The 25,288-nt window shown below is 63.8% G+C and carries 21 protein-coding genes and 4 tRNA genes; 9 read left to right on the top strand and 16 right to left on the bottom strand.

What is annotated here, in order from left to right; genetic code table 11:
• Nucleotides 1-149 precede the first annotated feature (149 nt).
• Nucleotides 150-1,292: a GTP cyclohydrolase II RibA gene (gene ribA / locus IE125_RS11850; RefSeq protein WP_189444894.1), complete on the bottom strand. Its 1,143-nt coding sequence runs from the start codon at nucleotides 1,290-1,292 to the stop codon at nucleotides 150-152.
• A 176-nt stretch (nucleotides 1,293-1,468) separates the two neighbouring features.
• On the opposite strand from ribA, the gene IE125_RS11845 reads away from it, so the two are divergent.
• Nucleotides 1,469-2,362, top strand: a complete 894-nt coding sequence (locus tag IE125_RS11845; protein ID WP_189444893.1) for a RibD family protein — start codon at nucleotides 1,469-1,471, stop codon at nucleotides 2,360-2,362.
• Nucleotides 2,363-2,394: 32 nt separating this feature from the next.
• Here the strand turns inward: IE125_RS11845 and IE125_RS11840 are convergent, their stop codons facing one another.
• The 5 genes from IE125_RS11840 to IE125_RS11820 all read right to left on the bottom strand — a co-directional run bounded on the left by IE125_RS11840 (nucleotide 2,395) and on the right by IE125_RS11820 (nucleotide 6,838).
• Nucleotides 2,395-3,387 carry a lysylphosphatidylglycerol synthase transmembrane domain-containing protein gene (locus tag IE125_RS11840; protein ID WP_189444892.1) on the bottom strand — a complete coding sequence of 331 codons (993 nt, stop codon included), beginning with the start codon at nucleotides 3,385-3,387 and terminating at the stop codon, nucleotides 2,395-2,397.
• Entirely contained in the window at nucleotides 3,384-4,277 is an 894-nt protein-coding gene (locus IE125_RS11835; protein WP_189444891.1) for a class I SAM-dependent methyltransferase, read from the bottom strand. Before IE125_RS11835 ends, IE125_RS11840 begins: the two co-directional genes overlap by 4 nt.
• A complete protein-coding gene (locus IE125_RS11830) occupies nucleotides 4,274-5,338 on the bottom strand; it encodes a glycosyltransferase family 4 protein (protein ID WP_189444890.1) in 1,065 nt (354 codons plus the stop codon). Before IE125_RS11830 ends, IE125_RS11835 begins: the two co-directional genes overlap by 4 nt.
• Nucleotides 5,335-5,733, bottom strand: a complete 399-nt coding sequence (locus IE125_RS11825) for a 6-pyruvoyl trahydropterin synthase family protein (protein ID WP_189444889.1) — start codon at nucleotides 5,731-5,733, stop codon at nucleotides 5,335-5,337. The genes IE125_RS11830 and IE125_RS11825 overlap by 4 nt, the downstream gene beginning before the upstream one ends.
• A 133-nt stretch (nucleotides 5,734-5,866) precedes the next feature.
• On the bottom strand, nucleotides 5,867-6,838 hold the full coding sequence (locus IE125_RS11820) for a zinc-dependent alcohol dehydrogenase (RefSeq protein ID WP_189444888.1): 972 nt from the start codon (nucleotides 6,836-6,838) through the stop codon (nucleotides 5,867-5,869).
• A gap of 416 nt (nucleotides 6,839-7,254) precedes the next feature.
• On the opposite strand from IE125_RS11820, the gene IE125_RS11815 reads away from it, so the two are divergent.
• Together IE125_RS11815 and IE125_RS11810 are read left to right on the top strand one after the other, a co-directional pair.
• Nucleotides 7,255-8,028: a CDP-alcohol phosphatidyltransferase family protein gene (locus tag IE125_RS11815; protein WP_189444887.1), complete on the top strand. Its 774-nt coding sequence runs from the start codon at nucleotides 7,255-7,257 to the stop codon at nucleotides 8,026-8,028.
• Between the two features lie 195 nt (nucleotides 8,029-8,223).
• Nucleotides 8,224-9,246 (top strand): succinylglutamate desuccinylase/aspartoacylase family protein, encoded by a 1,023-nt coding sequence (locus IE125_RS11810; RefSeq protein WP_189444886.1) that lies wholly within the window; start codon nucleotides 8,224-8,226, stop codon nucleotides 9,244-9,246.
• A 4-nt stretch (nucleotides 9,247-9,250) separates the two neighbouring features.
• Here the strand turns inward: IE125_RS11810 and dusA are convergent, their stop codons facing one another.
• The 7 genes from dusA to IE125_RS11775 form a co-directional block, all read right to left on the bottom strand.
• Complete coding sequence (gene dusA / locus IE125_RS11805; protein WP_189444885.1) at nucleotides 9,251-10,321, bottom strand: tRNA dihydrouridine(20/20a) synthase DusA; 1,071 nt, start codon at nucleotides 10,319-10,321, stop codon at nucleotides 9,251-9,253.
• 373 nt (nucleotides 10,322-10,694) lie between these two features.
• A tRNA-Leu gene (locus tag IE125_RS11800) sits at nucleotides 10,695-10,781 on the bottom strand.
• Between the two features lie 56 nt (nucleotides 10,782-10,837).
• Nucleotides 10,838-10,911: transfer RNA gene (locus tag IE125_RS11795), tRNA-Cys, on the bottom strand.
• Between the two features lie 73 nt (nucleotides 10,912-10,984).
• Nucleotides 10,985-11,059, bottom strand: a tRNA-Gly gene (locus tag IE125_RS11790).
• Between the two features lie 74 nt (nucleotides 11,060-11,133).
• Nucleotides 11,134-11,682: a CDP-diacylglycerol--glycerol-3-phosphate 3-phosphatidyltransferase gene (pgsA, locus tag IE125_RS11785; protein ID WP_189444884.1), complete on the bottom strand. Its 549-nt coding sequence runs from the start codon at nucleotides 11,680-11,682 to the stop codon at nucleotides 11,134-11,136.
• Nucleotides 11,683-11,765: 83 nt separating this feature from the next.
• The gene (gene uvrC, locus IE125_RS11780; RefSeq protein WP_189444883.1) at nucleotides 11,766-13,607 is read right to left on the bottom strand and encodes an excinuclease ABC subunit UvrC; all 1,842 of its coding nucleotides are present in this window, start codon (nucleotides 13,605-13,607) and stop codon (nucleotides 11,766-11,768) included.
• A gap of 81 nt (nucleotides 13,608-13,688) precedes the next feature.
• A complete protein-coding gene (locus tag IE125_RS11775; protein WP_189444882.1) occupies nucleotides 13,689-14,336 on the bottom strand; it encodes a response regulator in 648 nt (215 codons plus the stop codon).
• A gap of 330 nt (nucleotides 14,337-14,666) precedes the next feature.
• Here IE125_RS11775 and IE125_RS11770 point away from each other — a divergent pair.
• The 6 genes from IE125_RS11770 to trpC all read left to right on the top strand — a co-directional run bounded on the left by IE125_RS11770 (nucleotide 14,667) and on the right by trpC (nucleotide 19,169).
• Nucleotides 14,667-14,742 (top strand) — tRNA-Ala (locus IE125_RS11770).
• Nucleotides 14,743-15,198: 456 nt separating this feature from the next.
• The gene (locus IE125_RS11765) at nucleotides 15,199-15,645 is read left to right on the top strand and encodes a hypothetical protein (protein WP_229809073.1); all 447 of its coding nucleotides are present in this window, start codon (nucleotides 15,199-15,201) and stop codon (nucleotides 15,643-15,645) included.
• 282 nt (nucleotides 15,646-15,927) lie between these two features.
• Nucleotides 15,928-16,323, top strand: coding sequence for a type II toxin-antitoxin system HicB family antitoxin (locus IE125_RS11760; RefSeq protein WP_189444880.1), 396 nt, complete (start codon nucleotides 15,928-15,930; stop codon nucleotides 16,321-16,323).
• A gap of 314 nt (nucleotides 16,324-16,637) precedes the next feature.
• Nucleotides 16,638-17,225 carry an anthranilate synthase component II gene (locus IE125_RS11755; RefSeq protein WP_189444879.1) on the top strand — a complete coding sequence of 196 codons (588 nt, stop codon included), beginning with the start codon at nucleotides 16,638-16,640 and terminating at the stop codon, nucleotides 17,223-17,225.
• Between the two features lie 39 nt (nucleotides 17,226-17,264).
• Nucleotides 17,265-18,284 carry an anthranilate phosphoribosyltransferase gene (trpD, locus tag IE125_RS11750; protein WP_189444878.1) on the top strand — a complete coding sequence of 340 codons (1,020 nt, stop codon included), beginning with the start codon at nucleotides 17,265-17,267 and terminating at the stop codon, nucleotides 18,282-18,284.
• A 72-nt stretch (nucleotides 18,285-18,356) separates the two neighbouring features.
• Entirely contained in the window at nucleotides 18,357-19,169 is an 813-nt protein-coding gene (gene trpC, locus IE125_RS11745; RefSeq protein ID WP_189444877.1) for an indole-3-glycerol phosphate synthase TrpC, read from the top strand.
• A gap of 249 nt (nucleotides 19,170-19,418) precedes the next feature.
• On the opposite strand, the gene IE125_RS11740 is transcribed toward trpC, so the two are convergent.
• The 3 genes from IE125_RS11740 to IE125_RS11730 form a co-directional block, all read right to left on the bottom strand.
• Nucleotides 19,419-21,218: a cation:proton antiporter gene (locus tag IE125_RS11740; RefSeq protein ID WP_189444876.1), complete on the bottom strand. Its 1,800-nt coding sequence runs from the start codon at nucleotides 21,216-21,218 to the stop codon at nucleotides 19,419-19,421.
• Between the two features lie 87 nt (nucleotides 21,219-21,305).
• Nucleotides 21,306-21,749 carry a thioredoxin TrxC gene (trxC, locus tag IE125_RS11735; protein ID WP_189444875.1) on the bottom strand — a complete coding sequence of 148 codons (444 nt, stop codon included), beginning with the start codon at nucleotides 21,747-21,749 and terminating at the stop codon, nucleotides 21,306-21,308.
• Nucleotides 21,750-21,879: 130 nt separating this feature from the next.
• Nucleotides 21,880-25,101: an FAD-binding and (Fe-S)-binding domain-containing protein gene (locus IE125_RS11730; protein WP_189445155.1), complete on the bottom strand. Its 3,222-nt coding sequence runs from the start codon at nucleotides 25,099-25,101 to the stop codon at nucleotides 21,880-21,882.
• Nucleotides 25,102-25,288 lie beyond the last annotated feature (187 nt).

The raw sequence follows: 25,288 nt of genomic DNA, 5'->3' as shown, positions 1-25,288 counted from the left end.
CGGCAGCCGCAGAGGCTGCCGATCTCGTTATTGACTGTCTTGCCGAAACGACGTCCGACTCGAGACATCGTCCCGAAAGACGCCGGGCTCATCGGTCAAGGGGCGGCCGACGAGCCCGGCGTCAGTGGGAGCGGTCAGCGATCTTTGACTCAGCGCGCCGCGGGGCGCTGAAGCGCTGTCACACGGCCCGCTTCCTCGCTACCGTTGAGCACATCCTCCAGCCAGTGTCCGGCCCGCTTGGCCTTGGCATCGAGATAGCGGCGGTTCTGCTTGGTCAACTTGCCGTAGATGCCGCGTCGATTGACGACCTCGACGCCACCCTGGTCCATTGCCGCGATCTTCTCCGGGTTGTTGGTCAGGAGTTCGATGCGTTCGATCTCGAGCTGCTCGAGCATCTCGAGCGCGACGCCGTAAGTGCGCTCGTCATCGCCGAAGCCGAGAACGTGGTCGGCGTCGACGGTGTCCAGTCCGCCGTCCTGCAGCGTGTAGGCGCGCAGCTTGTTGGCCAGACCGATCCCGCGCCCCTCCTGGGCGAGATAGAGCAGGACGCCACCGCCGCGCTCGTCGATCGCGCGCACGCTTTCGCGGAGCTGTTCGCCGCAGTCGCAGCGAAGACTGCCGAACAGATCGCCGGTCAGGCAAGCGGAGTGCAGTCGAACCGGCACGGCATCGCTCCAGTCGTTCGGGTCGCCGATCACGATGGCAATATGCTCGCGCATGCCGTCAGCCTCGCGAAACATGACGAATCTGGCGCGCTCGGCGTGGGAGAGGGGGATCTCGGCGTCGCTGGTACGCTTGAGAAAGTTCGAGCGCGTTTCCGCATAGGCATCGACCTGTTCGGCGGCCACGGCGAGGATCGAACCGTCGGCGACCAGCGTCTCGACCCGGGCACGCTGTGCATCGCTGACATCGCCCACCACGGCCGCCGGAATCAGCAGGCCGATGCGCATCATGTCCAGGGCGGCAACGGTGCCCTCGTTCGCCGACTGGGGCGTGATCTCCGGCGGCAACGCGCTCTTCTCGGCACTTGCCCAGGCAACCACTTCCTCGGCGGTGTCGGCGGGGTCGAGCGGAATTCGAACGATACGGTCCGCCGTGTCGAGCCCCAGCCGGGCCAGACGGTGGCGTGTCACCGCCAGCGCCGGCTCGTTACCGCTGAGGGCATGGAGCGCGGCGAGCGCCTCGTCGTCACAGCCCTCCAGCGGGTGAACCAGCACGTCCGAGTTAGCTGCCCGTACGAGTACCGGGAGGCCGCGTCGTAGATCGAAAATCGCGCGTTCTACCTGTCGCATGCTCTTCTCCTGTCTGTCATCCATGATCGATCGCCGCCTTGGCTGACCGAGTCAGTGGTGGATCGCATCCCTGATCGAGATTCCTGTTGCTGGCGAATGCCGGTCCTCGACCGAACCGCCTCCGCCGAAGCGGTCAACTCTGCTAGGCTGAGGGCTCGTCTGGCCAAGGAACGACCATGACCCTCTCTGCTCCCTCCTCTCGTATACATACTGATCAGGCCTGGAATTGGATTCGTCGAATTGCCGACCTGGCGTCTTCCAGCGCCTTCGATGGCAGGCTGGAGGAGGTCAGCGGCGACGATGCCGTCTGGCTCGACGTCGATGCCGACGGCGAGTGGTCCTGCAGTCATGAACTCGATCCGGAAGCGGCAGCGCTGTTGACAGTCTGGCTGCCCTGGTGCGTCTTTGCGCTGAACGAGGGGCCTTGCGTGATCGCGCAGATCGGACAGAGTCTCGACGGCCGCATTGCCACGGTCAGCGGCGCGTCTCACTACGTGACCGGGCAAGCGAGCCTGGTCCACCTGCACCGATTGCGGGCGCTGGTCGACGCCGTGGTCGTCGGTGCCGGCACTGTCGATGCCGACGACCCGCAGCTGACCGTGCGTCACGTGTCGGGAAACAACCCGCTGCGCGTCGTGCTTGACCCGCGCGGGCGAGTGGCCGCGTGCCGGCGCGTCTTCACCGATGCGGTGGCGCCGACCTGGCATCTGCTCAACGACGGGGTCGAGGTCGGTGGCGTGGCAGAGCATGTCGAGATCCATCGTCTGACGCCGGCGGCACAAGGCGTGGCCCCGGCCGACGTGATCGCGATGCTGGCGGAGGCTGGCTACCGCCGAATCTTGATCGAAGGCGGAGGCTTGACCATCTCGCGATTTCTCCAGGCCGGCTGTCTCGATCGGCTTCACAGCGTGGTGGCTCCGATGCTGATCGGGTCCGGGCGCCCGGCCATCACGCTGCCGGAGATCGACACGCTCGACCAGGCGCTGCGGCCCGCCTGTCGCCATTTCACCCTCGGCAATGACGTACTGTTCGACTTCGATCTGCGGCGCGAGGCCGGCCGTTCGATCTAGACGCCGGCTGGCTGTGGCGGTCTGGGCTCTGCTCATGCGCTCGGTTCCCGGTTCATGACGGCAAGCGGCTCGGCAGCCGTTGTCTGCCTTGTCGGGGCGCGCGTCTGCGGGCGGCTCGCGAGCAAGACGATGAGCCCCGGTAGACTGCCAGCGAAGATCAAAAGGCCGTAGGTGACCGATAGCGTCACACCTTCCTGTGCTGGCAAGCCGGCCAGCGGCCAGATCAGTGACGCCGCCCCCTCGCGTAGCCCCCAGCCCGCGACGGTCAGCGGGATGGCCATCGCCATCAGCAGCGGGGGAATGAGCGGCAGCAGTGCATCGAGACGGCGCTCGACACCCAGCGCTTGAGCGGCGCAGAGAAAGACCGCGATGTAGGTCCCGACGACCAGCAGCGAGCTGAGCAGCTGAAGTGGCCAGATGCGTGAATCGAACAGGGCGCGCCGAAGATCGTCGGTAAAGGTCGAAAGACTCCGCGCGATACGCCGTCGGCAGAGAAACAAGAGTGTCAAAATAGCGGCCATCGCCGCCGCGGAGATGGCCAGGTGCCAGCCGTCACCGGCATGGCCCAAGGCCCGGGCCGCGCCTTCACGTAGCGGTGTCGAGCAGGCGATGGTGACGATGGCCACGAGCACGAGCGCTATCTGTCCGGAGGCTCGCTCGATGATGACAGCCCTCAGGGCCGGGCCTCGCGAGGCCTGAGCGGCTGCCGCTCCAGAGCGGCTGCCGTGGCGCCAGGCGCGCGCGGCGTCACCGACGACGCCGCCCGGCAGTACCTGGTTGAGAAAGGTGGCCAGGTAGTACTCGCGAATCGCCTCGATCCAGGGTAATGGAGCGCCCACGCGCTGGGCAGTCATGCGCCACCGCCAGGCAGAGATCACCACCTGGGGGACGCTGATCAACAGGGCGGCAGTCACCCAAAGCGGGTCGAGATCACGAAGCTCGGCCCACAGTTCGCCGACGTCCAGCCACCAGGCCAGCCCACCGAGGAGGACCAGCGTGCAGAGCACGCGCAGGGCCGTGCTCACGGCTGCGGCTCCCGAGGAATCGCCAGTAGATCGCGATGGCCGAGCGTCAACGACAGCTGGCCCTGCAGCATCGCCTCGAGGCGTTGGCCATGCCAGTGGGCGATTCGGTTGCGCTGCGCTGGCACCTGTTCCTCGAGCGCCCTGCGCCAGCCCGCCATCAGCGATTCCACGAGCGGCAGCGACTCCTGGCCGAGTCGCCAGGGCGTGCTGGCTTCACGCAGGTTGAAACCGTGACGGTGGAAGATTTCTCTCAGAAGGCGTGGCGCTTCCGACCCCATGGCGGGACCGGCGCCCTTGTCGCGGCGCTGATGCGCGGCCAGTGCAGTGAACGCGAAGCGATCATCGTCGCTGGCCAGCGCGGCGCCGGAGGCATCGTGGAAGCGAATGTGGCCATCGACGCTCAAGGCGAACAGCGCCGCGCAGCGATACCGGGCGCAGGCGTCGGCCAGTGCCTCGACGTCTTGGGGTGCGAGCAGATCGAAGAGCGCGGAGGCCGTCACCAGGTCCGCGCCCTCGAGATCGCGAGACCACGCCGTATCGAGACTTGCCGTGCGGGTTTCCAGGTGCACGGCCTGGCCATCCAGGCTCTTGAGGTGCTCGCAGCGCAAACGGGCGTGGGCGAGAAGCGAGGCATCGTGATCGACCAGTCGCCAGTGCTGCGAGCCGTGCAGACGGGGAGCCAGAAAGCGCACGTTGGAGCCACTGCCGCAGCCAAGGTCGACGATCGTTCGCGCGGCACTCAGCGGTTGCGCCGGTGTGGCGCGCTGACTCAGCCACCGGTCGACGGCATGGGTCAACTGCGCATCCCGGGCCAGATGGTCGGCGGACTCACGCAGCGTGAGCCACTGATCGGAGAATACCGCGTCGGCGTCCAGCGTTGCCTCGGTCATGGATTCGACTCCTCGACGGGTGCCGAACGTTGCAGGGATTCGCCAAAGGCTCGGGCGGCGGCCGGCCAGTCGTGCAAGGTTTCGCGAATTCGGCGGGCGCTGTCGCGGTAGGCTTGCGTCGCCTCGGGCTCGGCCAGCATTCGCTCTAGTGCGTTGCGCAGGGCGTCGACATCACCTGGCGGTACCTTGATGCCGGCTTCGTCCGGCAGCGTATGCGAAAGGGCGCCACCGGTGGTCGTGACCACGGGCAGGCCATGCGCCAGCGCTTCGGTGATGACCATGCCGTAGCCTTCGTAGTGCGAAGGCAGGACGAACAGGTCGGCAGTGCGGTAGTGCTGCGTCAGCTGCTCGGGCGACTGCGAGCCGAGCAGATGAACACGATTCGTCAGGTCTGAATCGGCGATCTTTCGACGTACCGTTTCGACATAGTGATCGGCGCGGTCCAGCGCGCCGACCAGATCGCACTGCCACGGGAGAGCGGCGAGCTGTGCCAATGCATCGACCAGCAGATCCTGTCCCTTGCGCGGGGTGACGGTGGCCACGCAGAGCAGGCGTGGTGTGTCGCCACCAGGTTCCGACAGTTCGCCCCGATGCACGCCCGGCTCGATGACGGCAATCTTCGCTGCGGGAACCTCGAAGTCGGCCAATCGATGCGCCGTGTAGGCGCTGGTGACGATGACCCGGTCAACCGCGGCGAGGGCGCGTGTCTCGCTGATACGAAACCGTTGCTGCTCGGGGCTGCCCAGCCCCGTTTCATCGGCGAGGGGATGGTGTACCAGCGCCGTGATCGACAGGCGCGTCGCGTGCCGCTCGACGATGGCGGGCAGCCCGCCCATGGCGAGGCCGTCGATGACCGCGCGGCTGCCGTCGGGCAGGGCGGTCAGGGCGCTGTCCAGCGCATGCGAGGCAACGGCATCGGGTTCGGGGAAGCGTCCTGACAACCCGACGACATCGATCGACCACCCCTGATCGCGCAGGGCATCGACGATGCGGGCGTCGTAGATGTAGCCGCCGGTCAGCTGCTGCGGGTCGCCGGCGACGATCAAGGTGAAGTCGCTCATAGACCGCCTTCGTAGCTGGCCCAGGCGATATGAGACTCGTGCAGAGTGACGGTGAGCGCGGTGAGGTGACGGCCGCCTTCCCCCAGCGCGCCCTGTCGGATGGCGTGCGCCAGTCGCTCGAAGACGACGTGAGCCATGAATTCGGTGGTGGTGTTACGGCCCTTGAACTCCTCGATGTCGTCGAGGTTATTGAGCGTGAATTCGCTGAGCACCGACTTCAGCGTGTCGCTCGCCAGCCCGATATCGACGACCAGATCGTCCTGATCCAGCTCCGGGCGCTTGAAGGTAACGTCGACCACATAAGTGGCGCCGTGCAATTTCTGCGCGGGACCAAAGGTAGCGCTGTTGAAGCTGTGAGCAATCATCATGTGATCGCGGACGGTGAGGCTGAACATTCCCTGTCTCCTTGCATGGGTGCCGACGCGAGGGACGCGGTTGACGTCGGCGAGATGAGCTTTGTGCTGCGTCGAGCCCCGGGTGACGTCCGCTCCTGGCGCCTGCAACGGGTCTCGACGGGATTACGCGAATTCAGTCGTAGTGGATGCGTTCGCAGAGCGTGTCATCACCACCCCGGCAGAGTCGTTCCAGCGTCTCGGGCAGGTCGCGGAAGTGACTTTCCGAATTGATCAGGACATCGAGACAGTCATGTTCGAGCAGCGACAGGGCCAGCGTCAGCCGACGCTTGTGATCCCAGCGGGGGCGGTGCGAGGGAGAGACGCTGCCCACCTGGCTCGAGCGCAGATCCAGGCGCTTGGCGTGGAAGGCTCCGCCGAGGGGCAGACGGATCTCTCGGTCGCCGTACCAGCTCATTTCGACCACCCTCGCTTCGAAGCCTGCGATGGACAGGGCGGTCGCGAGCCCCGCTTCGGACGCGCTCGCGTGGAACACCAGATCCCGTTCGCCTTCCGCTCGGTCGGGCGTGCAGAACTGGACCCCGAAGGCGTCTCCCAGGAAGGCTTTGCGGTCGTCGATATCGATGAGCTGGACCTGCGTGCCGGGTATGCGAGCGCAGAGCCAAGCCACGAGACTGCCGACGACGCCAGCGCCGACGACGCTGATGCGATCGCCCGGGCCGGGGCTCCCATCCCAGGTCGCGTTGAGCGCTGTCTCCATGTTGGCGGCAAGAATGGCACGCTGTGGCGGCACGTTCTCCGGGATGGGAATGACGTCACCGGCCTGGATTCGATAGTGCGTCTGGTGCGGGTAGAGGGCGTAGACGGCCTGGCCGTGCCAGTCATGTGCGCCTTGCTCGACCACACCGACGTTGGAGTAGCCGTACTTCACTGGGCCCGGAAAATCGCCGCGCTGGAAGGGCGCGCGCATCCTGTCGTACTCGCTTTCCGGTACCAGACCGCTGAAGACGAGCGTCTCGCTGCCGCGGCTGATGGCGGAGTAGCAGGTTCTGATCATGAGGTCGCCAGCGTCGTCCAGTTCGGCCTGGCGTATCTCACCTCGGCGATCGCCTAGAGACCAGAAAGCGTGTGCGTAGGGTGTCGTCATTTGGGCATCCGTCGTTCGGTGATCCCGCCGCCGTGGCCCCGAGCGGCACTGTAGGGTTCTGTCGGCCAGATCGTTGTCTGTCGGTCAGAGCGAGCGCAAGGATGGCGCTCGCTCTCGACCTCGGCCGTCAGTGAAGTATGACAGAGTCTAGTGGCTATAAGTTATACAAAGACTATACATCATTCTCGGTTGTACGCTTTTTTTGTTCGTCTCCCAATCGGCAGAACGACGTACATACCCTTGCGATGCATACAATATGGGCCCTTTGTCGGTGTATGACAAATAGGTTGCGTCAACTCGCAAATCGGATCAGGTGCATCCAAACTTGTACGTGAAGCGTAGGGATTTAAGAGATCGATGAGTCGATGTCTCGACGACAGAAGCGGGAATAGCTTCTCACCACGGAGGGATCCGATATGCGGCAGTCACCGACGCGGTTGCTGGAACGACAGGCGCAGCGCACGCGCTTGCAGGCTTCGACAGGCTGGATTGACTTGACGCTCGGGCTTGCGCTCGTCGCGGTCATGGTCGAATGGGTTCACTGGGCGTTCTCCGCACCGGACGGTCTGCGATTCACTGCCGGGGGCGTCTATATCGCGATCGCGACGATGGTGCTGTTTGCCTGGCCGGCCGCTCGACGGGGGCTGGGCTGGGCCAATCGCGTCACGCTGCTGCGGGCGACGATGGTTGCGGTCGTGGCGGGGCTTGTGGTCTATCCGGATTTCATGCAGCGCCATGCCGAAGGTGTCGCCGCACTCTCTTTACTGTCGCTGTCGCTGGACGGCATCGATGGCTGGGTCGCTCGCCGGACCGGCTCCGCCAGCGAGTTCGGGGCTCGTTTCGACATGGAGCTCGACGCCTTCTTCATCGTCGTCCTGTGCGCGGCGCTCATCGCTCTGGACAAGGTGGGTAGCTGGGTACTCCTGCTGGGCGGGGCACGCTATCTTTTCGTCGTGGCCGGCATCTACTGGCCTTGGCTCAACCGCACGCTACCGGTCAGCTACTTCCGCAAGACCGTCTGCGTCTGGCAGGTCGCCACGCTGCTGATCTGTCTGCTGCCGTTCATCGATTCGGCCTGGGCGACTGCGTTCGCCGCGATGGCGGCTTTGCTGCTGGTGCTCTCGTTCGGGCGAGACGTTATCTGGCTGTGGCGTCACCGTTTGCGTCCGATCGAAGATGCCGAGTTCTAGAGACGCCGAATTGCATGACCGCGGCCTGTCGGTGAGCTGTTCAAGCGGGCGTCGTCAGGACGAGCCTCGACGAGACTCCGGCATAACACGCCGGGAGGGTACGGGCTCGCAAGATGGCGGGGTTCTCGCTACGATCGCGTGACGGCCGCCGCGCCTCGCGGAGCGATTTTCTTATCAAGGTGTCACGACATCTCCATGGTACAGCCCTCCTTCGAACTCTCCGGCGAACTGATCGAGCCGGGTTCGCGTCGCCAGATCGACGTGCCTGTCGCCAAGCTCTACACCCACGCCCCGCTGCACATACCGGTCGAAGTCATCCACGGACGACAGCCAGGCCCGGTGCTGCTCGTCTGCGGCGGTATCCATGGCGATGAGCTCAACGGCGTCGAGATCGTCAGAAGACTATTGAAGTTGCCGGTGCTGTCACGACTGCGCGGTACGCTGATTGCCGTGCCGGTGGTCAACGTGTTCGGGTTCGTCCAGCAGTCGCGCTATCTGCCGGACCGTCGTGATCTCAACCGCTGTTTCCCCGGTAGCGAGAGTGGTTCGCTGGGCTCGCGAATCGCGGCGCTGCTGCGCGAGGAGATGGTCGACCGAGCGACACACATCATCGATCTCCACACGGGCGCGATCCATCGCACGAACCTGCCTCAGATTCGCTCGCAGCTGCGCCGCAACCCCGAGACCCAGGCCATGGCGGAGGCGTTCGGCGTGCCGGTCATCCTGAATGCCGAGCTTCGCGAGGGCAGCCTGCGCGAGTATGCCCAGGGACGCGGTGTGCCGGTGCTGACCTACGAGGCGGGCGAGGCGCTGCGATTCGATGAGTGGGCGATCGCCCCCGGCGTACGTGGCATTCGCCGGGTCATGCGTCTGATCGGCATGTTGCCGAGCGAGGGCCGACGGCGCTCGCCGCCCGCGGCGGAGATCGCCAACGGCTCCAGCTGGGCGCGCGCCCCGATCGACGGCATTCTGCGCCCGCGCGCGCGACTGGGTGCGCGCGTCTCGAAAGGGGAGGTGCTGGGGCTTGTGGCCGATCCCTTCGGCAACGATGAAGCGCCGGTCATCGCCAGCGCCGACGGCATCGTGATCGGGATGAGCAACTTGCCGCTGGTCAACGAGGGCGAGGCGCTCTTCCACGTCGCCCGCTACGAGGAGATCGACGAGGTCGAAAGTGCAGTCGAGACGTTCCAGTCACGCTACGAGTCCTCGACGTTCTAACCTGCTAGCTCGATGTTGCCGCCACCTTCGTGGCCGATGTGGAAGTTGCGTCCAGCTGGCGTTCATCGACCATGCCGAGCGCATCATCGAATACGCCGATGCCGGCGCCTTCCCGATGCGCGTTTTCCGACAGATGACGGCGGAATCGGCGTCCCCCCGGGCACCCTTGAAACAGCCCCAGTAGATGGCGCGTGACGTGATTGAGCTTGACGCCCTGGGCGAGCCGTTCGACGAGATAGGGACGGAAGGCACGGGCGGCCTCGTGCCGGGTCATTACGGGATCTCGCGCATCGTACAAGCGGCTATCGACATCGGCGAGCAGCCACGGATTCTGATAGGCCTCGCGGCCGATCATCACGCTGTCGACACCGCTCTCTAGATGCTCCTGACTCGCAGTGAGCGTCTTGATGCCGCCATTGATGCCGATATGCAGGTCGGGGTGCTGCCGCTTGAGTCGGTAGACTCTCTCGTAATTGAGCGGCGGCACCTCTCGATTCTCCTTGGGAGAGAGTCCCTGAAGCCATGCCTTGCGCGCGTGGATGATGAAGGTATCGCAGCCGCCGGCAGCGACGATCTCGATGAAGCGCTCAAGGTCTGCGTCTTCGTCCTGATCGTCGATGCCGATCCGGCACTTTACGGTGACCGGGATCGAGACGGCTCGCTGCATCGCCTCGACGGCGTCGGCGACTTTCTCCGGGTGGGCCATCAGGCAGGCGCCGATCAGGTTGTTCTGAACCCGGTCGCTCGGGCAGCCCACGTTCAGATTGACCTCGTCGTACCCCCACGACTGCGCTATCGCGGCACATTCGGCGAGCTCGACCGGATCACTCCCGCCGAGTTGCAGGGCCAGCGGATGCTCGAGATCGTCGTAGCCCAGAAACCGCTCACGGGGCGTTCCATGCAGGATCGCGCCTGTCGTCACCATCTCCGTGTAGAGTAGCGTCCGTTTCGTCAGACAGCGGGCAAACGCCCGGTAGTCTCTCGTCGTCCACTCCATCATCGGGGCGACGGATAGCGTGCGATCGAGCCGGTCGTGACTGGCGACTGTGGTGAGCGAAGCGGGGGGCGTATTCATATCAATGTCGGGGTGGCATGGTCGATATTTCGGGCGGCGCAGTGTCGCACATTCTGCCTGGGGCTGCATGCGACGAAGTTTTCTCAAGCCGGGGTCGGATGCGCCGATAAAGGGTGGCCGCAAGGGTGTGGCAATTCGCCTCGGTCATCCAGAGGCATTGCGTTTTATCGGCTACGGTTTTGTCGCTTCCCTGCGACGACTTCGACCCGAGATACCTAGCAGCCATGCCACTACGTATCCCGGGTCGCTTTTTCTTGTGAGAGACGCGGACGGCGACTGGCGCTATCGGTATGGCTCATCGCCCATATCGATCCAGGGTCTGATATTCGAGGTATCGCCGAGGATGTTCTGGCGTGGCGAACGGTTAGCGCTTTGGTGCCCGGAGCCGGGCTCGAACCGGCACGGTGTTGCCACCGAGGGATTTTAAGTCCCTTGCGTCTACCAATTTCGCCATCCGGGCCGAATTACATATCTTGCGAGAGGCGACTGAATCGGTGCGATTCAACGCAGAAGAAGTGGAGGCTGGAGTCGGAATCGAACCGGCGTACACGGAGTTGCAGTCCGCTGCATAACCACTCTGCCATCCAGCCTTACGAGTTAGAGCGGTGTGAGGATCTGAATGCCTTTCGGCTGCCTCGCTAACCGTTTCCTGACTCTTTGAGTTGGAGCGGGAAAGGAGATTCGAACTCCCGACCCTCGCCTTGGCAAGGCGATGCTCTACCACTGAGCTATTCCCGCTGAACTCGCCGACGCATTATAAGGATAAGTCCGTAACTGTCAAACGCTTATGGCATTTTTTCGCATCGAAACCGTTACATCGAGCGCGTCAGCTCAGGCCAGGCTGCCTTCAGGTACTGGATCATCGACCAGAGCGTCAACGCGGCGGCGGCGTAGAGCATGATCACGCCGATATCCGCGACGGCGGAAGAGGGCGGAAAACCTAAAAGCAGAAGCAGAGCCACCATCTGCAGGGTGGTCTTGGATTTGCCGATCCATGACACGGCCACCCGTTTGCGCTGGCCGATTTCCGCCATCCATTCCCGCAGGGCAGAAATCACGATCTCTCGGCCGATGATGACCAGGGCTGGCAGGGTTAGCCAGAGGGTTTCGTACCGCTCGACCAGCAGGGCGAGGGCGACCGCCACCATGACCTTGTCCGCGACGGGGTCGAGAAAGGCTCCAAACGGCGTGCTCTGGTTCCAGCGACGGGCCAGGTAACCATCGAGCCAGTCGGTCACCGCCGCCACGCCAAAGAGAATGGCGGTTACCGGCAGACTCCAGCGGTAGGGCAGGTAGAACAGCACCACCAGCAGCGGGATGAACACGATTCGGGCCAGAGTCAGCATGTTGGGAATGTTCATCGTGCCGCTAGCATCCTTGCTCGAGGTAAGTGTGATGGCATTCTACGCCCGCTTGATCCCGGCATCCACGCACCTGGCGCCACTCATCCGTGCAGCGCCTGGTGAATGGTAGTCGCCATCTGATCGTTGATGCCGGGAACGCGAGCCAGGTCGTCTCGTGTCGCCTTGCGCACGCCTTGCAGGCCACCGAAGAAGCGTAGAAGCTCCCGGCGGCGTTTGGGGCCGACACCCGGAATATCCTGCAGTGAAGAGGTTCGCCGCTGCTTGTCGCGGCGCTGGCGGTGACCGGTAATGGCGAAGCGGTGCGCTTCATCGCGAATGTGCTGTATCAGATGCAGCGCTGGTGAACTGGTATCCAGGTTCAGCGTGCGGTCCACCGTCTCGATGAACAGCGTCTCGAGTCCGGCCTTGCGTGTCACGCCCTTCGCGACGCCGATGAGGGTGACGCCCGTGACGTCCAGCTCCTCGATGACGTCGCGTGCCATGTTGAGCTGCCCCTTGCCGCCGTCGACGATGAGAATGTCCGGAAGCTTGCCTTCGCCTTTCTGGATGCGCTTGTAGCGTCGCGTCAGGGCCTGGCGCATGGCGGCGTAATCGTCACCCGCAGCGACCCCTTCGATGTTGAAGCGGCGGTAGTCCGACTTCGCCGGGCCGTCGGGATCGAACACCACGCAGGAAGCCACCGTGGCTTCGCCGTGGCTGTGACTGATATCGAAGCACTCGAGCCGCGTGGGGATGTCGTCCATCTCAAGCGCATCGCGCAGCGACTCGAAGCGTCGGCTCAACTGCGTGCGGTTGGCCAGCTGCGTGGCCAGATGCTGCTCGGCGTTGGTGACGGCGAGGCGACGCCACTGGGCTCGATGACCGCGAACCTGAGACGCGACGCGAACGCGGCGTCCAGCGCGTTCGGCGAGCGCCGATTGCAACAGTTCGCCATCGGTCAGCGCATGCGATGTGATCACCTCCTGCGGGATCTCGCGGGATTGGCCAAGGTAGTACTGGCTGACGAACTCGGTCAGGAGGTCGTCTGCGCCCAGATCCAGGCCGTTCTCGGGCTGATGATGGCGTGCCCCCAGCATGCGCCCCTGACGGATCGCCAGCACGCTGATGCAGATGCCTCCCGGCTGTTCGGCGAGCGCGAAGACATCGGCATCGCCGTCGGCGTTATCGACGAACTGTTTCTCCTGCAGGCGCCTCAGCTGCTGAATCTGATCGCGCAGGCGAGCCGCTTCCTCGAAGTCGAGCGCCTGGCTTGCGCTTTCCATATCCCGGGTCAGTTGCTGCGTGACCTGCTCGCTACGCCCCTCCAGGCACATCACCGCATGATCGATATCGCGCTGATACTCCGCCTGGCTGATGTAGTCGACACAGGGCGCGCTGCAGCGCTTGATCTGGTACTGAAGGCAGGGCCGGTGGCGATGCGCGAACACGCTGTCCTCGCAGTTGCGAATCCGGAATATCTTCTGCATCAGCGACAGGCTTTCCCGCACCGCCGTGGCGCTCGGATAGGGCCCCATGTAGCGTCCGTCGCTGCGCTTCTGTCGTGAGCGTTTGAACTCCAGGGCCGGGTAAGGGTGTTTGTCCGTCACGAAGACATAAGGGTAAGACTTGTCATCCCGCAACAGCACGTTGTAGGGCGGACGAAGCTCCTTGATCAATGTCTGTTCGAGCAGCAGCGCTTCGGTCTCGCTGCGCGTAATGGTGACCTGAATATCCTGGATGCGGGCGACCAAGGCCTGGGTCTTGGTATTGAGCGCGCCGCGGAAATAGCTGGATAACCGTGCCTTGAGCCGCTTCGCCTTGCCGACGTAGAGCACGTTGGCGGACGCGTCGAGCATGCGATAGACGCCCGGCGACTCGGAGACCGATTTCAGGAAGTGTTTGGCGTCGAACGGCGCCGAAATGTCGGGCTGGTTTTCACTCATGCCGCGAGTATAACAAAGCCGAGCAGTCGGCCGATGCCGCGCCGTGGCCAAATGCGCTGTCACTCCACACGTATCGCGACGTCACCGGGGCGTATCGAACCCCTCGATCAAGCCATGTTTCAGCCCGAGGTGCGTCAGCTCGACATCCGACTGCACCTGCAGCTTGTCGAAGATGCGGTAGCGATAGGTATTGACCGTCTTGGGGCTCAGGCACAGCTGCTCCGAGATCCGGCTCACTCGATGACAGTGGATGATCATCGTGGCGATCTGCAGCTCGCGATGGGAGAGTTGATCGAACGGATTGCTGCGCCCTTCGCTGCGCGCGAGCACGACCCGCTGCGCGATATCCGGGCTGATGAAGCGTTCGCCGCTGGCTACCTTGCGCACGGCCGCGATCATCAGGTCGAGTTCGGTGCCCTTGCTGATGAATCCGGTGACACCGGCATCGATCAACCGCTGGGCGGTGCTCTCCTCCGTCTGGCCGGTAAGCACGATCACGCGTGTGCCAGGGTGCGATTTGAGCAGCTTGAGAATGGTTTCCAGGCCGCCGATACCCGGCATGCGAATATCCACCATCGCGATATCCGGCGAGTGCGCGCGGCACTCGCTCAAGGCGCTTTCCCCGTTCTCCGCTTCCGCGACAACCTCGATGTCCGACTCGCTGGCCAGCACGCGAGCGATGCTCGTACGTACCAGGTGATGGTCGTCGGCGACTAATACCCTGATCAAGATGACTCCCCCGGGTTTTCCGCTTCGCTCGGAAGTGCGCTGCCGCCAGATTGTCGTTGGTGGCGTTCAGCATTGAAGGCGTGCCGAGTGACGACATGGCTGCCTGCCTTCCGATGTTTACAAAAAGTTTCCTAAGTTTTCGAATTGGAAACCCTATTCCCCTTGGTAACAGTGTGACACGTTGTTGGACCGATTACTCCAGTTTCAACACGGAAAAATTGCCCGCTGCAAACTTTGCCGTTTTCCCAAACGTACCAATGTATCCAGTCAGGTTGACTCTACCGTGGTCGGCGATTATATTACTGCGCGTTCTGAAGTTTGAACGATTCTGGGGCCTTAGCTCAGCTGGGAGAGCGCGACACTGGCAGTGTCGAGGTCAGCGGTTCGATCCCGCTAGGCTCCACCAGATTGTCATCGATCTAGCCGCCTGTGGACTCCTCCGCAGGCGGCTTTTTCGTGGATCGAGTTCGTGGGTCGAATCCGCGTATCGGGTATCGCAGAGATGGGCCCGCGTACGCTGGCCTGCATGTCACATTGCTTGGCGGGCCGCGTTCCGCCCATCGGCCGCCCGGTGAATTCGAGTGTCGGCCCTCACTCTAGTTGATTTCTGTCAATGACCGCTCGCGCCCTGTCTCTCGCGCTTTTCTGTTGCTCTCGATCCGAGCGTATCCTGCTAAGCCCATCCCGGAATCTTCTTGCATCCCTCCCCAAGCCACCCATCCCCAAGCTTCCCTATACCAAAGTGTGAAAAAACTCATCCTCTCGATATCGGTTTATGCTTTTTACTCTCTGTTTCTCGGGATTTTCAGAGACTCACGTGACTCCGAGATCACTGATGTCATGCGCATGGAAGCCAGCCGATATGATGAGACCGCTACCCGCGCCGTGCCGTCCCCTGTTCGATGACCGGGCAGGGAGCGGGACGGGGGACGACGAGATGATGATTCACGAGGCGCTGAGACTCGGTCATATCATCATCTTTCACCGCGAGGACGTTGCTGCGATCAGTCAGGACGCCTCGTTCTACCAGAGTGATCTGGCCAAACAGATCGCGCAGCCGCTTTTGCTGGGTGCTTTCAGAGCGGAGCGCGAGCGGTTCGAATCCCGCGCGACCCGTTTCGGCCACGTGTTCCGTCGTGAAGAAATCGCCATGACCGATAGCGAATTCGTGGATCGCCTCCGTTGCTTCCTGGCGCCCATGCTTCCGCGCGGCGCCCGCACCGCAGATGCTCGACGCTACTGCGCCGAGCGCTCGTTCGCTCGGCCCTGGTTTCTCATCGAGCGCGGCGAGCTGGTACGAGTGGATTGAGAACGGCTCAATCGAAAACGGCTCAATCGAAAGCGGCTCAATTGAAAGCGGCTCAATTGAAAGAGGCTGGATTGGGAGCGGCTGGATTGGGAGCGACGAGGAGCCGTCTCGTCCGTGTCGCTTCGGATTGCGCTCTGGAAAGCCGGTTGTTCGGTGAATCGTCGCGCTGGGTCGCTCGCCAGAATGGGCATCAGAATTCGAGATCCTCGTGCGGCACCAGGACGACATGAAACGCGCGTTGCGCCGCTGACCGCAGATAGAACAAGGACAATCGGCAACCTCATGCGAGAACTCATTTACGATGTGGCGATCAGGCCTCGAGGTGACGGGTGGCAGGCGCTGGTGCCGGCACTGCCGGGTGTGGCTGGTGAAGGGGCGACCGACATCGAGGCGTTCGAGCAGGTAAAGCCTCTGGTGATGCCGTATCTTGCCGCCCGGATCGCGAACGGCGAAGCGGTCGCACGGCAGACGAGAGCGGGTGAGTACCTCGGCGAATACGGTCTGGTTTTCTGGCAGTTCCTCAAGATCAGGCTGGGGCCGCTGCGTCCTGGCCAGAGCGCGGTCGAGCCGATCTTTCCGGATATTCATGAGTTGCTTTGCCACCTTGGCGATGACGAGACGACGACGCGTGGGCGGGAGGATGCGACGCGCCCGGGTAGCGATCATGTACGCGAGTGAACCGCGCCGAGGCGCGGCCTGGCGAATTGACACGAGCGGCGCCAGCGCGGCACTATACCGGTCATCAAGACACGGCCGAGACTTGGCATGAAGACAGCAAGCAGCTATCAATCGATCCAGTGGTGGTGGCGCCTTTGAAAGCAGGGCGGCTCGCCAGTGTCTGAAGAATTCGTTTCAGCAATGCCGCCCCCGGGCGGCATTTTTTATGGTCCCGACCTGTGGACCTCGCCCCTGGAAGGCCGGCATGAGCAACGCGCTCCGGTCCACCGGAACCAGCGCACACCTTTATCGACGGAAATCGGGAATCCAGCGCCATGTCAGTTCTCATGATCGACAATTACGACAGCTTCACGTTCAACATCGTCCAGTATCTGGGCGAGCTGGGCGCGGATGTGGTGACGGTACGGAACGACGAGGTCGATCTCGCCGAGCTCGAGCGGCTGGCGCCGACGCATCTTGTCGTTTCGCCCGGCCCCTGTACGCCGAGCGAAGCGGGTATCTCTATGGAGGCGATCCGCCACTTCGCCGGCAAGCTGCCGATACTGGGCGTCTGTCTCGGACATCAGGCGATCGGTCAGGTCTATGGCGGCGATGTCATTCGCGCGCCGCAGGTCATGCATGGCAAGACATCGGCGATCCGTCACCGTGGTGAAGGGGTGTTCGAGGGGCTGGAGGATCCGCTGGAAGTCACGCGCTATCACTCGCTGGTGGTGGATCAGAACACGTTGCCCGACTGTCTGGCGGTCACCGCGTGGGTCGATGACGACGATCCTACGCCCGGCCTGATCATGGGGCTCAAGCACAAGACGCTGGATATCGAAGGCGTACAATTTCATCCCGAGTCGATTCTGTCGCGCCAGGGCCACGAACTGCTGGCCAATTTTCTGAAGCGGCGCGCCTGACACCGGACAGACCTGAAACCGGATAGAGAGGATATCGACATGCAGATGCGGGATGCCATCGGCGCGCTCATGCGCCACCAGGACCTCGGCTATGACGATACGCATGCCATCATGCGCACCATCATGACCGGCGAGGCGACCGATTCGCAGATTGCCGGCTTCCTGATCGGGCTGGCGATGAAAGGCGAGACGGCGGACGAGATCACGGCTGCGGCCCAGGTCATGCGCGAGCTGATGCAGCCGGTCGCGCTGGACTGCGACAATATCGTCGACATCGTGGGTACCGGTGGCGACGGTGCCAATCTGTTCAACGTGTCGACGGCTTCGAGCTTCGTCGTTGCCGCAGCTGGCGGGCACGTCGCCAAGCACGGCAATCGCGGCGTCTCCTCGTCTGCCGGCAGTGCTGACTTGTTCGATGTGGCTGGCATCTATCTCGATCTGGATGCCGCGACCATCGCGCGCTGCATCGAGCAGGTCGGCGTCGGCTTCATGTTCGCGCCACGCCATCATCAGGCGATGCGCCACGCGATTGGCCCTCGTCGCGAGATGGGCGTGCGCACCATCTTCAACATTCTCGGCCCGTTGACCAATCCAGCCAGCGCGCCTAACCAACTGCTTGGCGTCTATGCACCGCATCTGGTGCCGCTGGTCGCCGAATCGCTGCGCAAGCTCGGTAGTCGTCACGTGCTGGTGGTTCACGCAGAGGACGGTCTGGACGAGATCTCGCTGGCTGCCCCCACACAGGTCGCCGAGCTGCGAGACGGCGAGATTCACGAATACACCATCACGCCGGAATCGCTGGGCATCGAGCGTCAGTCGCTGGCGCCGCTCAAGGTGGTCACTGCCGAGGATAGCCTCAAGCTGGTGAAAGACGCCTTGGTGGGCAAGGGGCCCGCCGGCGACATTGTTGCGCTGAATGCGGGGTCCGCACTCTTCGCCGCGGGTGTCTCCGATTCGCTGCAGGAAGGGGTGCTGATGGCGCAGGACGCCCAGGCCTCGAAGCTACCGCTGGAGAAGCTCAAGGAGCTTGCCGACTTCACTCGCGTTTTCCAGCAGTGAGGGGCCAGTAGTGAGACACCTCATCTCGCCTATCACCTTTTACCATGCCAGCGCCGCCACGGGAGCCGTCGCATGACCGACAACGCCAATCATGAATTGCCCACCATTCTTGCCAAGATCCTGACGCGCAAGCGTGAAGAGATCGCGACGCGGCGAGCCGAGACCAGTGAGCAGGCGTGGTTGCAGCGCGCCATGGCGCAAGGTGCTCCCCGCGGTTTCGTGAAGGCGCTGGATGACTGCATCCGCGGCGGCGATCCGGCGGTGATCGCCGAGATCAAGAAGGCCTCGCCGTCGAAGGGGGTAATTCGCGAGGACTTTCGGCCCGCCGATATCGCCGTCGACTACGCCGCGGCCGGCGCGAGCTGTCTCTCCGTGCTCACCGACGCCGACTTTTTTCAGGGGCACGAAGATTATCTGATCGCCGCCCGCGAGGCCTGCGAGCTGCCGGTCATTCGCAAGGATTTCATCATCGAGAGCTACCAGGTCGCCGAGGCTCGCGGTATTGGCGCCGACTGCATCCTGCTGATCGTCGCGGCACTCGATGATACCCAGCTCAAGGATCTTCATCAGCAGGCGACGGCGCTTGGCATGGACGTGCTGGTCGAGGTTCACGATATCTTCGAGCTCGAGCGGGCGCTGACGCTGGATCTGCCGCTGGTCGGCATCAACAACCGCGATCTGCGCACTTTCGAGACGTCACTGGAAACTACCTTCGAAATGCTCAAGCGCATCCCGAAGGGTGTCACCGTGGTGACCGAATCCGGTATCCACACCCGTGACGACGTCGAGCGCATGCGTGAATACGACGTCAACGCCTTCCTCGTCGGCGAGGCGTTCATGCGTGAGCCAGAGCCGGGCGCTGCGCTGCGAAAATTGTTCTTCTAGGCCATGTCTGAAAAGCACTGCGCTTGCCCATACAGTGTTAAAAAACGGCTCAAGATGCTCATTTACACCCGTAAACTGGAGCGCCAGCCCGGTCCTTCTTTTGCCAATTTTTGCCTTGTCTGGCCTTCGCTCGTGGACTTTTCAGACAAAGCCTAACGCGGCGACCCCAGCCACCGCTGTGGCCGGACGCCGGCATCGACACCGTCAGCTCGCTTCGGGGCTGGCGGTGTCGTCGTTTGGGGGCGCGTGTCAGAATTCCGGTGAGTCAGGGAAAATCAGGCTGATCAGCGTGTCCCCGGCCTTGGGATTGAGGGGCTTCTCGGCTGTCGCGATACGAATACGACCGCTGGTCGAGATAGTGAACAGTGTCAGCAGCCGATCCTGGTGTATGCGTCGGTAGTCGTCGATATCGAAGCTTTCGCTGATATTGGCGTGGCGGATCGCCGCTCCCTGCGCGATCAGGCTGGAGAGCTTGGTGAACGTCGTATTGCCGTCGAACAGCAGCGGCAGGTGAGCCAAGGCCTGCTGATGATGACGGCGGGCGTTGCGGGAGGACTCCACCGCCAGCCGGAAGACGTTGCCGTGGCCGAGAATGTGCTCGAAGTGCAGCGCGGCCAGATTGTTGAGCTCCCGGTAGGGCGACAGCGGCAACATGTGACCGAGGCCGGTCAGGCCCAGATGCTGACCCGCGTGCTCGGAAAGCGGGTTGCCATAATAGGTTGGCAGACTGCCCATCCTCGCTTCCTGAATGGCATCCCAGTTGTGGTCGCAAAGGCGTACCGAGAACCCCGCTTCCTGCAGTGTCTTGCCGAAGGCCCGTGCGACCGGATTGGCGCCGACGATCAAGAAACCGGAGGGGGGCGGTGCGCTCACCTTGAGCAGACGGGCCAGCGGCCGCGAGAGCAGGCTCTGAACCACGACCGTGCTGATGATCACCAGAAAGGTGACCGGCACCAGCAGCTCCGCGCCGGGCACGTCAAGCGCCTCGAGTTGAATGGCGAACAGCGAAGCCACCGCCGCGGCGACGATACCGCGAGGGGAGAGCCAGGCCAGCAGGGCTTTCTCGCGCCAGCTCAACGAGCTCCCCAGCGTACACAGCCAGACCGCCAGCGGTCGCGCCAGCCAGACCAGAATCGCCAGAAATGCCCAGGCCTGCCAGGAGAGCAGGTTGAGCTGTTCGAGGCTCAGGCGTGCGGCCAGCAGAATGAATAGCCCCGAGATCAGCAGAATCGACAGGGTTTCCTTGAATTCCAGAATGGGCTGCGTCGGCACGCCGCGCATGTTGGCCATCCACACGCCCATGACGGTGACGGTCAGCAGCCCCGATTCGTGGAACAGGGTGTTGGACGCGGTATAGAGCGTCAGCATGATCATCAAGGTGCCGAAGCTGTGCAGGCGCTGCGGCAGCCAGTAATGGCGCAGCACGCTACCCCAGAGATAGCCGCCGGCGGTGCCCAGCCCGAAGCCGATGATTGCGGTCTGCGCGAAGTTGACCAGCGTGTGAGTGGCAGCACCGTTGGAGGCCCCCAGCGCCACGTACTCGTAGACCAGGACCGCGCCGATGGCACCGATCGGATCGATCAGAATGCCTTCCCAGCGCAGGATCTGACTCACGTGCTCGCGGGCGCGCAGCGTCTGCAGCAGCGGCAATACGACCGTCGGGCCGGTGACGACCAGCAGCGCGCCGAGCACGCTGGCCATCTCCCACGATAGCCCGAGCATCAGGTGTGCCGCCGCGATGCCGATCAGCGCCGTGATCAGTGCGCCCCAGGTCACCAAGCGGCTGACCGTGCGGCCGTGACCGCGCAGCTCACGAAAATCGAGCGTCAGTGCCCCCTCGAACAGAATGACCGCGACCGCCAGAGAGACCAGCGGAAACAGCAGGTCCCCGAGCACGGCGTCGGGCTCGAGAATGCCAGTGACCGGACCGGCGGCTACGCCCGCGATCAGCAGCGGCAGAATGGCCGGCACCCGCAGCTGCCAGGCGAGCCATTGGCAAACCAGCGCCAGCAGGCCGATGCCGGTCAGGGCAAGGGCAGCATTTTCCATGGCGATCTCTCCGGGGCGGTCTGAAAAGCGCGCAGACTAGCGACGGCGCACACCCGATGCAATGCCGGGCGCTCGATGCGTGATGAATCAGGCTGTGGCGAGTTGTCGCTGGACCCAGCTCACGATATCCGGCTGCCGCATGGCGCCGGCCTGGCGCGCCATCTCGCGGCCGCCACGAAACAGAATCAGCGTCGGGATGCTGCGAATGCCGAAGCGCGAGGCGACATCGGTTGCGGCCTCGGTATCGAGCTTGGCGAGCACGATCCGTGGCTCGAGCGTTTTCGCCGCGCTGGCAAAACCGGGCGCCATGGCCTTGCAAGGGCCGCACCAGTCGGCCCAGAAGTCGACCAGAATCGGCAGGTCGCTGCGCGAGATGAAGCGGTCGAAATTCGCCGAGTCCAGCGTCAATGGCGCACCGGTGAAGAGCGCGTTTTGGCAGCGGCCGCAGTTGGGCCGGTCGTCGAGCCGCGTATCGGCCACGCGATTGACGGCGAGGCAGTGCGGGCAGACGACGTGTCTGGCTTCTGTCATGGCAGGGCGCTTCCGTGGTCGTCAGGGTGTTGTCGTCGAAAAGTTGTCGTCAGATACCGGCCCCGAGACGTATCGCGGGTCGTCAGTCGGGGGCGCGGCTTGCCCAAAGATAGCTCATGGTTCATCGCTGTCAGCGATCTTCTACTTCGGTGCTGGCGATCCGAACGTGATGCAGCAGGGCCTGCAGCGGATGCGCGAGTCGCTGCCCGGAGAGCCGCTTGACCTGGCTGCGACAGGAGTAGCCGGTCGCCAGCAGGCATCCGGGGTCGGCTGCTTCCTCGACCGGTGCCCGCCAGGAGAGATCGTAGATCGCTTCGGACGTTTCACGGTGACGTGCCTCATGGCCGTAGGTTCCCGACATGCCGCAGCAGCCGGTCGCTACCAGATCGAGTGATAGGCCGAACCGCGTGAACAGCTGCTGCCAAGCCTTCGGGCTCCCCGGTGCGTTGGTCTTTTCCGTGCAGTGGGCCAGCAGTCGGTAACCGGGATCGCCGAAGTCGTTTGCCGGCGCGTCGAAGCCGCAGTGGAAGATCGACGGATCGAGCGACAGCAGCCACTCCTGCAGCATCAGCACGTCGGGGACGGCATCGGGCCCCAGCGTCTTGACGTACTCCTGGCGGTAGGTGAGCGTCATGGCCGGATCGATGCCGACCAGCGGTACGCCGAATCCGGCCAGTGTCTTGAGGCGGCTTGCCTGCCTCGCAGCGGTGCGCTCGAAGCGGCCCAGAAAGCCTTGGACGTGTAGTGGTTTGCCGTTGGCCTGGAACGGCGCGACGAACACCTGGAGACCGAGTCGAGAGAGCAACTCGACGACATCGAGCACCAGGCGCGATTCGAAATGGGTGGTGAAGGCGTCCTGTACCAGCACTACGCTCGATCGCTTCTGCGCGGCACTCAAGCGGCCCAGCGTGAGCGGGGTCGCCTCCGCCACGCCCCAGGCGCGCAGGACCTTTTTCAGGCTGGCCCGCGATAGCCGCGGCGAGTCGACGATGCCCACGCCGCGGGCGAGAACGCGATCGACCAGCCGGTTGTCGAGCAGCGCATTGTAGAACGCCGCGAACGGCTGGAGATGCGGCATCACGAACTCCAGCCCGCCGATCAGGTAGTCGCGCAGAGGGCGCGCATAGCGGCTGTGGTAGCTCTCCAGAAAGCGCGCGCGAAAATCGGGCACGTCGACCTTGATCGGACACTGCCCGGCGCAGGATTTGCACGCCAGGCACCCGGCCATGGCGTCATAGACCTCGTGGGAGAAATCGGTTTCCCCGCGGCGCATGGCGGCGGCGCGGCCCAGCTTGCCGGGCTGAGCGCGCAGCCAATGGCCGAGGCCGGCCCGGCGCTGCTCGCGGCTGACGTCGACCACATCTACGCCGGCGTTACCCTGACGGCGCAGCCACTCGCGCATCAGGCTGGCGCGCCCCTTCGGCGAGTGTACGCGCTGGCGCGTTGCCTTCCACGACGGACACATCGCGTCGTTCGGGTCGTAGTTGTAGCAGGCCCCGTTGCCGTTGCAGTAAACCGCGCTGGCGTTCTCCTGCCACACCCGCTCGTCGATCTGGCGATCGAGCTCCCCGCGCGTCGTCACGCCATCGACGGCCAGCAGACCGGGATCGTGACCGTCGATGATCCCGGCATCACCGTCTGGGCTTGGCGTCGCGATCTTGCCGGGATTGAGCTGATTGTAGGGATCGAACGCCGCCTTGACGCGCTGCAGCAGTGGATAGAGCGTCCCGAAAAAACGTGGCGAATATTCCGAGCGCACGCCCTTGCCGTGCTCGCCCCAGAGCAGGCCACCGTAGCGCTGCGTGAGTGCGGCGACCTCATCGGAGATCTCGCGGATCAGTTTGGCCTGCGCCGGGTCCTTCATGTCGATCGCCGGGCGCACGTGCAACACGCCCGCGTCGACGTGACCGAACATGCCATAGTCGAGACCGCGCGCATCGAGCAGGGCACGGAACTCGGCGATATAGTCGGCCAGCTTCGCGGGCGGCACTGCCGTGTCCTCGACGAACGGGATCGGCCGCTTCTCGCCCTTGGCGTTGCCGAGCAGCCCGACGGCGCGCTTGCGCATGGCGTAGACGCGACTGATCTGCGCACGACCCTCGGCCAGGGTGTAGCCGAGTCGCTCGACGCGGGTATCGCTGCCGAGGTGCTCGGTGAAGGCGCGGACCCGTTCGGCCAGGCGGTCGGCATCGTCGTCGTTGAACTCGACCAGATTGATGCCGCGGATCGGCGTGGCATCGTCGGCGGGGAAGAATTCGGCGACGCTGTCCCAGACGAAGTCGTCCATGGCCAGCATTAGCACGGTGTCGTCCACCGTCTCGATCGAGGTGGGGCGAAGCGTCAGCGCCTGATCGGACAGCGTCTGATCTTGGGCCCGAACCTGGGTCTGAACCTGGTCGAATCGCGTCTGCGGGGAGATCGAAACGCTCATCAGCGCTTCGGCATCGCGCAGAGCATCCATGAAGCCCGCGTAGCGCACGTTGACCAGCGTGGAGTGCTTGGGCAGCGGCAGCACGTTGAGCGTCGCTTCATTGAGCAGCGCGAGCGAGCCCTCGGCGCCGCAAAGCACGCTGTTGAGATCGAAGCGTCCGGTTGCGTCGGTCAGGTGGGCGAGATCGTAGCCGGTCAGGCAGCGGTTGAGCGGTGGAAACGTCGCCGCGATCCGCTCGCGTTCGCTGGCGGCGATTCCGCTCACGCAGCGGTAGATGTCAGCTCGACGACCCTTGCCGTTGCGGGCCGCTTCCAGCGCAGCGTCGTCCAAGGGCTCGCTGTGGAGACGTTCGCCGCCCAGCAGCACGACGTCCAGCGCGAGCACGTGGTCTCGTGTCTTGCCGTATTCGCAGCTTCCCTGACCGCTGGCATCGGTGGAGATCATGCCGCCGATGGTGGCGCGGTTGGAGGTCGAAAGCTCCGGGGCGAAGAACAGTCCATACGGCTTGAGCGCGGCGTTGAGCTGGTCCTTGACCACGCCTGCCTGGACGCGAACGCGGCGGTTGTCGGCATCGATCTCCACGATGCGATTCATGTGGCGCGAAAGATCGACGACCAGACCGTCGGTGAGGGATTGGCCGTTGGTGCCGGTGCCACCACCGCGGGGCGCCAGAACCACGCTTCGATGCGTCGGCTCGGCGACCAGTCTGGCGAGACGCTCGAGGTCTTCGGCGTGGCGCGGGTAGACGACGGCCTGCGGTAGCCGCTGATAGATCGAATTGTCGGTCGCCAGCACGGTGCGGTTGGCCGCGTCCGGCGCGATCTCGCCCTCGAATCCGCTCACCTCGAGCGCATCGAGAAAACGGCGGTAGCGCTCGTCGAGGGTCAGATCGTCGTCAGTCGGGTCGAGCCTTGCAATCATCGTGTTCATCGAGCCTGTCTTGTCGGCGCCTTGCCGTCGAGTCGCGGTGCAGACGCTGTCTTATCGTCGTGGGATACCAAACGCCCGTCGAGGCGAAAGGGCGACATTGTAGCGCGGCCGCGGCAGTGCTGGCACGAAACCCCTCGCCCAGGCCTTCGGCAAGCAAGTGCTCGCAGGAAAGCCCGGC

This window comes from Salinicola rhizosphaerae, assembly GCF_014652715.1.
GTDB classification, from domain to species: Bacteria; Pseudomonadota; Gammaproteobacteria; order Pseudomonadales; family Halomonadaceae; genus Salinicola; species Salinicola rhizosphaerae.
The sequence above is the reverse complement of the archived record's forward strand: the minus strand, read 5'-3'. Positions and strand labels throughout refer to the sequence as shown.

Coding starts and splice junctions, on each gene's coding strand:
- ribA (WP_189444894.1), bottom strand. CDS start 1,292: ATGCGACAGGTAGAACGCGCGATTTTCGATCTACGACGCGGCCTCCCG.
- IE125_RS11845 (WP_189444893.1), top strand. CDS start 1,469: ATGACCCTCTCTGCTCCCTCCTCTCGTATACATACTGATCAGGCCTGG.
- IE125_RS11835 (WP_189444891.1), bottom strand. CDS start 4,277: ATGACCGAGGCAACGCTGGACGCCGACGCGGTATTCTCCGATCAGTGG.
- IE125_RS11830 (WP_189444890.1), bottom strand. CDS start 5,338: ATGAGCGACTTCACCTTGATCGTCGCCGGCGACCCGCAGCAGCTGACC.
- IE125_RS11825 (WP_189444889.1), bottom strand. CDS start 5,733: ATGTTCAGCCTCACCGTCCGCGATCACATGATGATTGCTCACAGCTTC.
- IE125_RS11820 (WP_189444888.1), bottom strand. CDS start 6,838: ATGACGACACCCTACGCACACGCTTTCTGGTCTCTAGGCGATCGCCGA.
- IE125_RS11815 (WP_189444887.1), top strand. CDS start 7,255: ATGCGGCAGTCACCGACGCGGTTGCTGGAACGACAGGCGCAGCGCACG.
- IE125_RS11810 (WP_189444886.1), top strand. CDS start 8,224: ATGGTACAGCCCTCCTTCGAACTCTCCGGCGAACTGATCGAGCCGGGT.
- dusA (WP_189444885.1), bottom strand. CDS start 10,321: ATGAATACGCCCCCCGCTTCGCTCACCACAGTCGCCAGTCACGACCGG.
- pgsA (WP_189444884.1), bottom strand. CDS start 11,682: ATGAACATTCCCAACATGCTGACTCTGGCCCGAATCGTGTTCATCCCG.
- uvrC (WP_189444883.1), bottom strand. CDS start 13,607: ATGAGTGAAAACCAGCCCGACATTTCGGCGCCGTTCGACGCCAAACAC.
- IE125_RS11765 (WP_229809073.1), top strand. CDS start 15,199: ATGATGAGACCGCTACCCGCGCCGTGCCGTCCCCTGTTCGATGACCGG.
- IE125_RS11760 (WP_189444880.1), top strand. CDS start 15,928: ATGCGAGAACTCATTTACGATGTGGCGATCAGGCCTCGAGGTGACGGG.
- IE125_RS11755 (WP_189444879.1), top strand. CDS start 16,638: ATGTCAGTTCTCATGATCGACAATTACGACAGCTTCACGTTCAACATC.
- trpD (WP_189444878.1), top strand. CDS start 17,265: ATGCAGATGCGGGATGCCATCGGCGCGCTCATGCGCCACCAGGACCTC.
- trpC (WP_189444877.1), top strand. CDS start 18,357: ATGACCGACAACGCCAATCATGAATTGCCCACCATTCTTGCCAAGATC.
- IE125_RS11740 (WP_189444876.1), bottom strand. CDS start 21,218: ATGGAAAATGCTGCCCTTGCCCTGACCGGCATCGGCCTGCTGGCGCTG.
- trxC (WP_189444875.1), bottom strand. CDS start 21,749: ATGACAGAAGCCAGACACGTCGTCTGCCCGCACTGCCTCGCCGTCAAT.
- IE125_RS11730 (WP_189445155.1), bottom strand. CDS start 25,101: ATGATTGCAAGGCTCGACCCGACTGACGACGATCTGACCCTCGACGAG.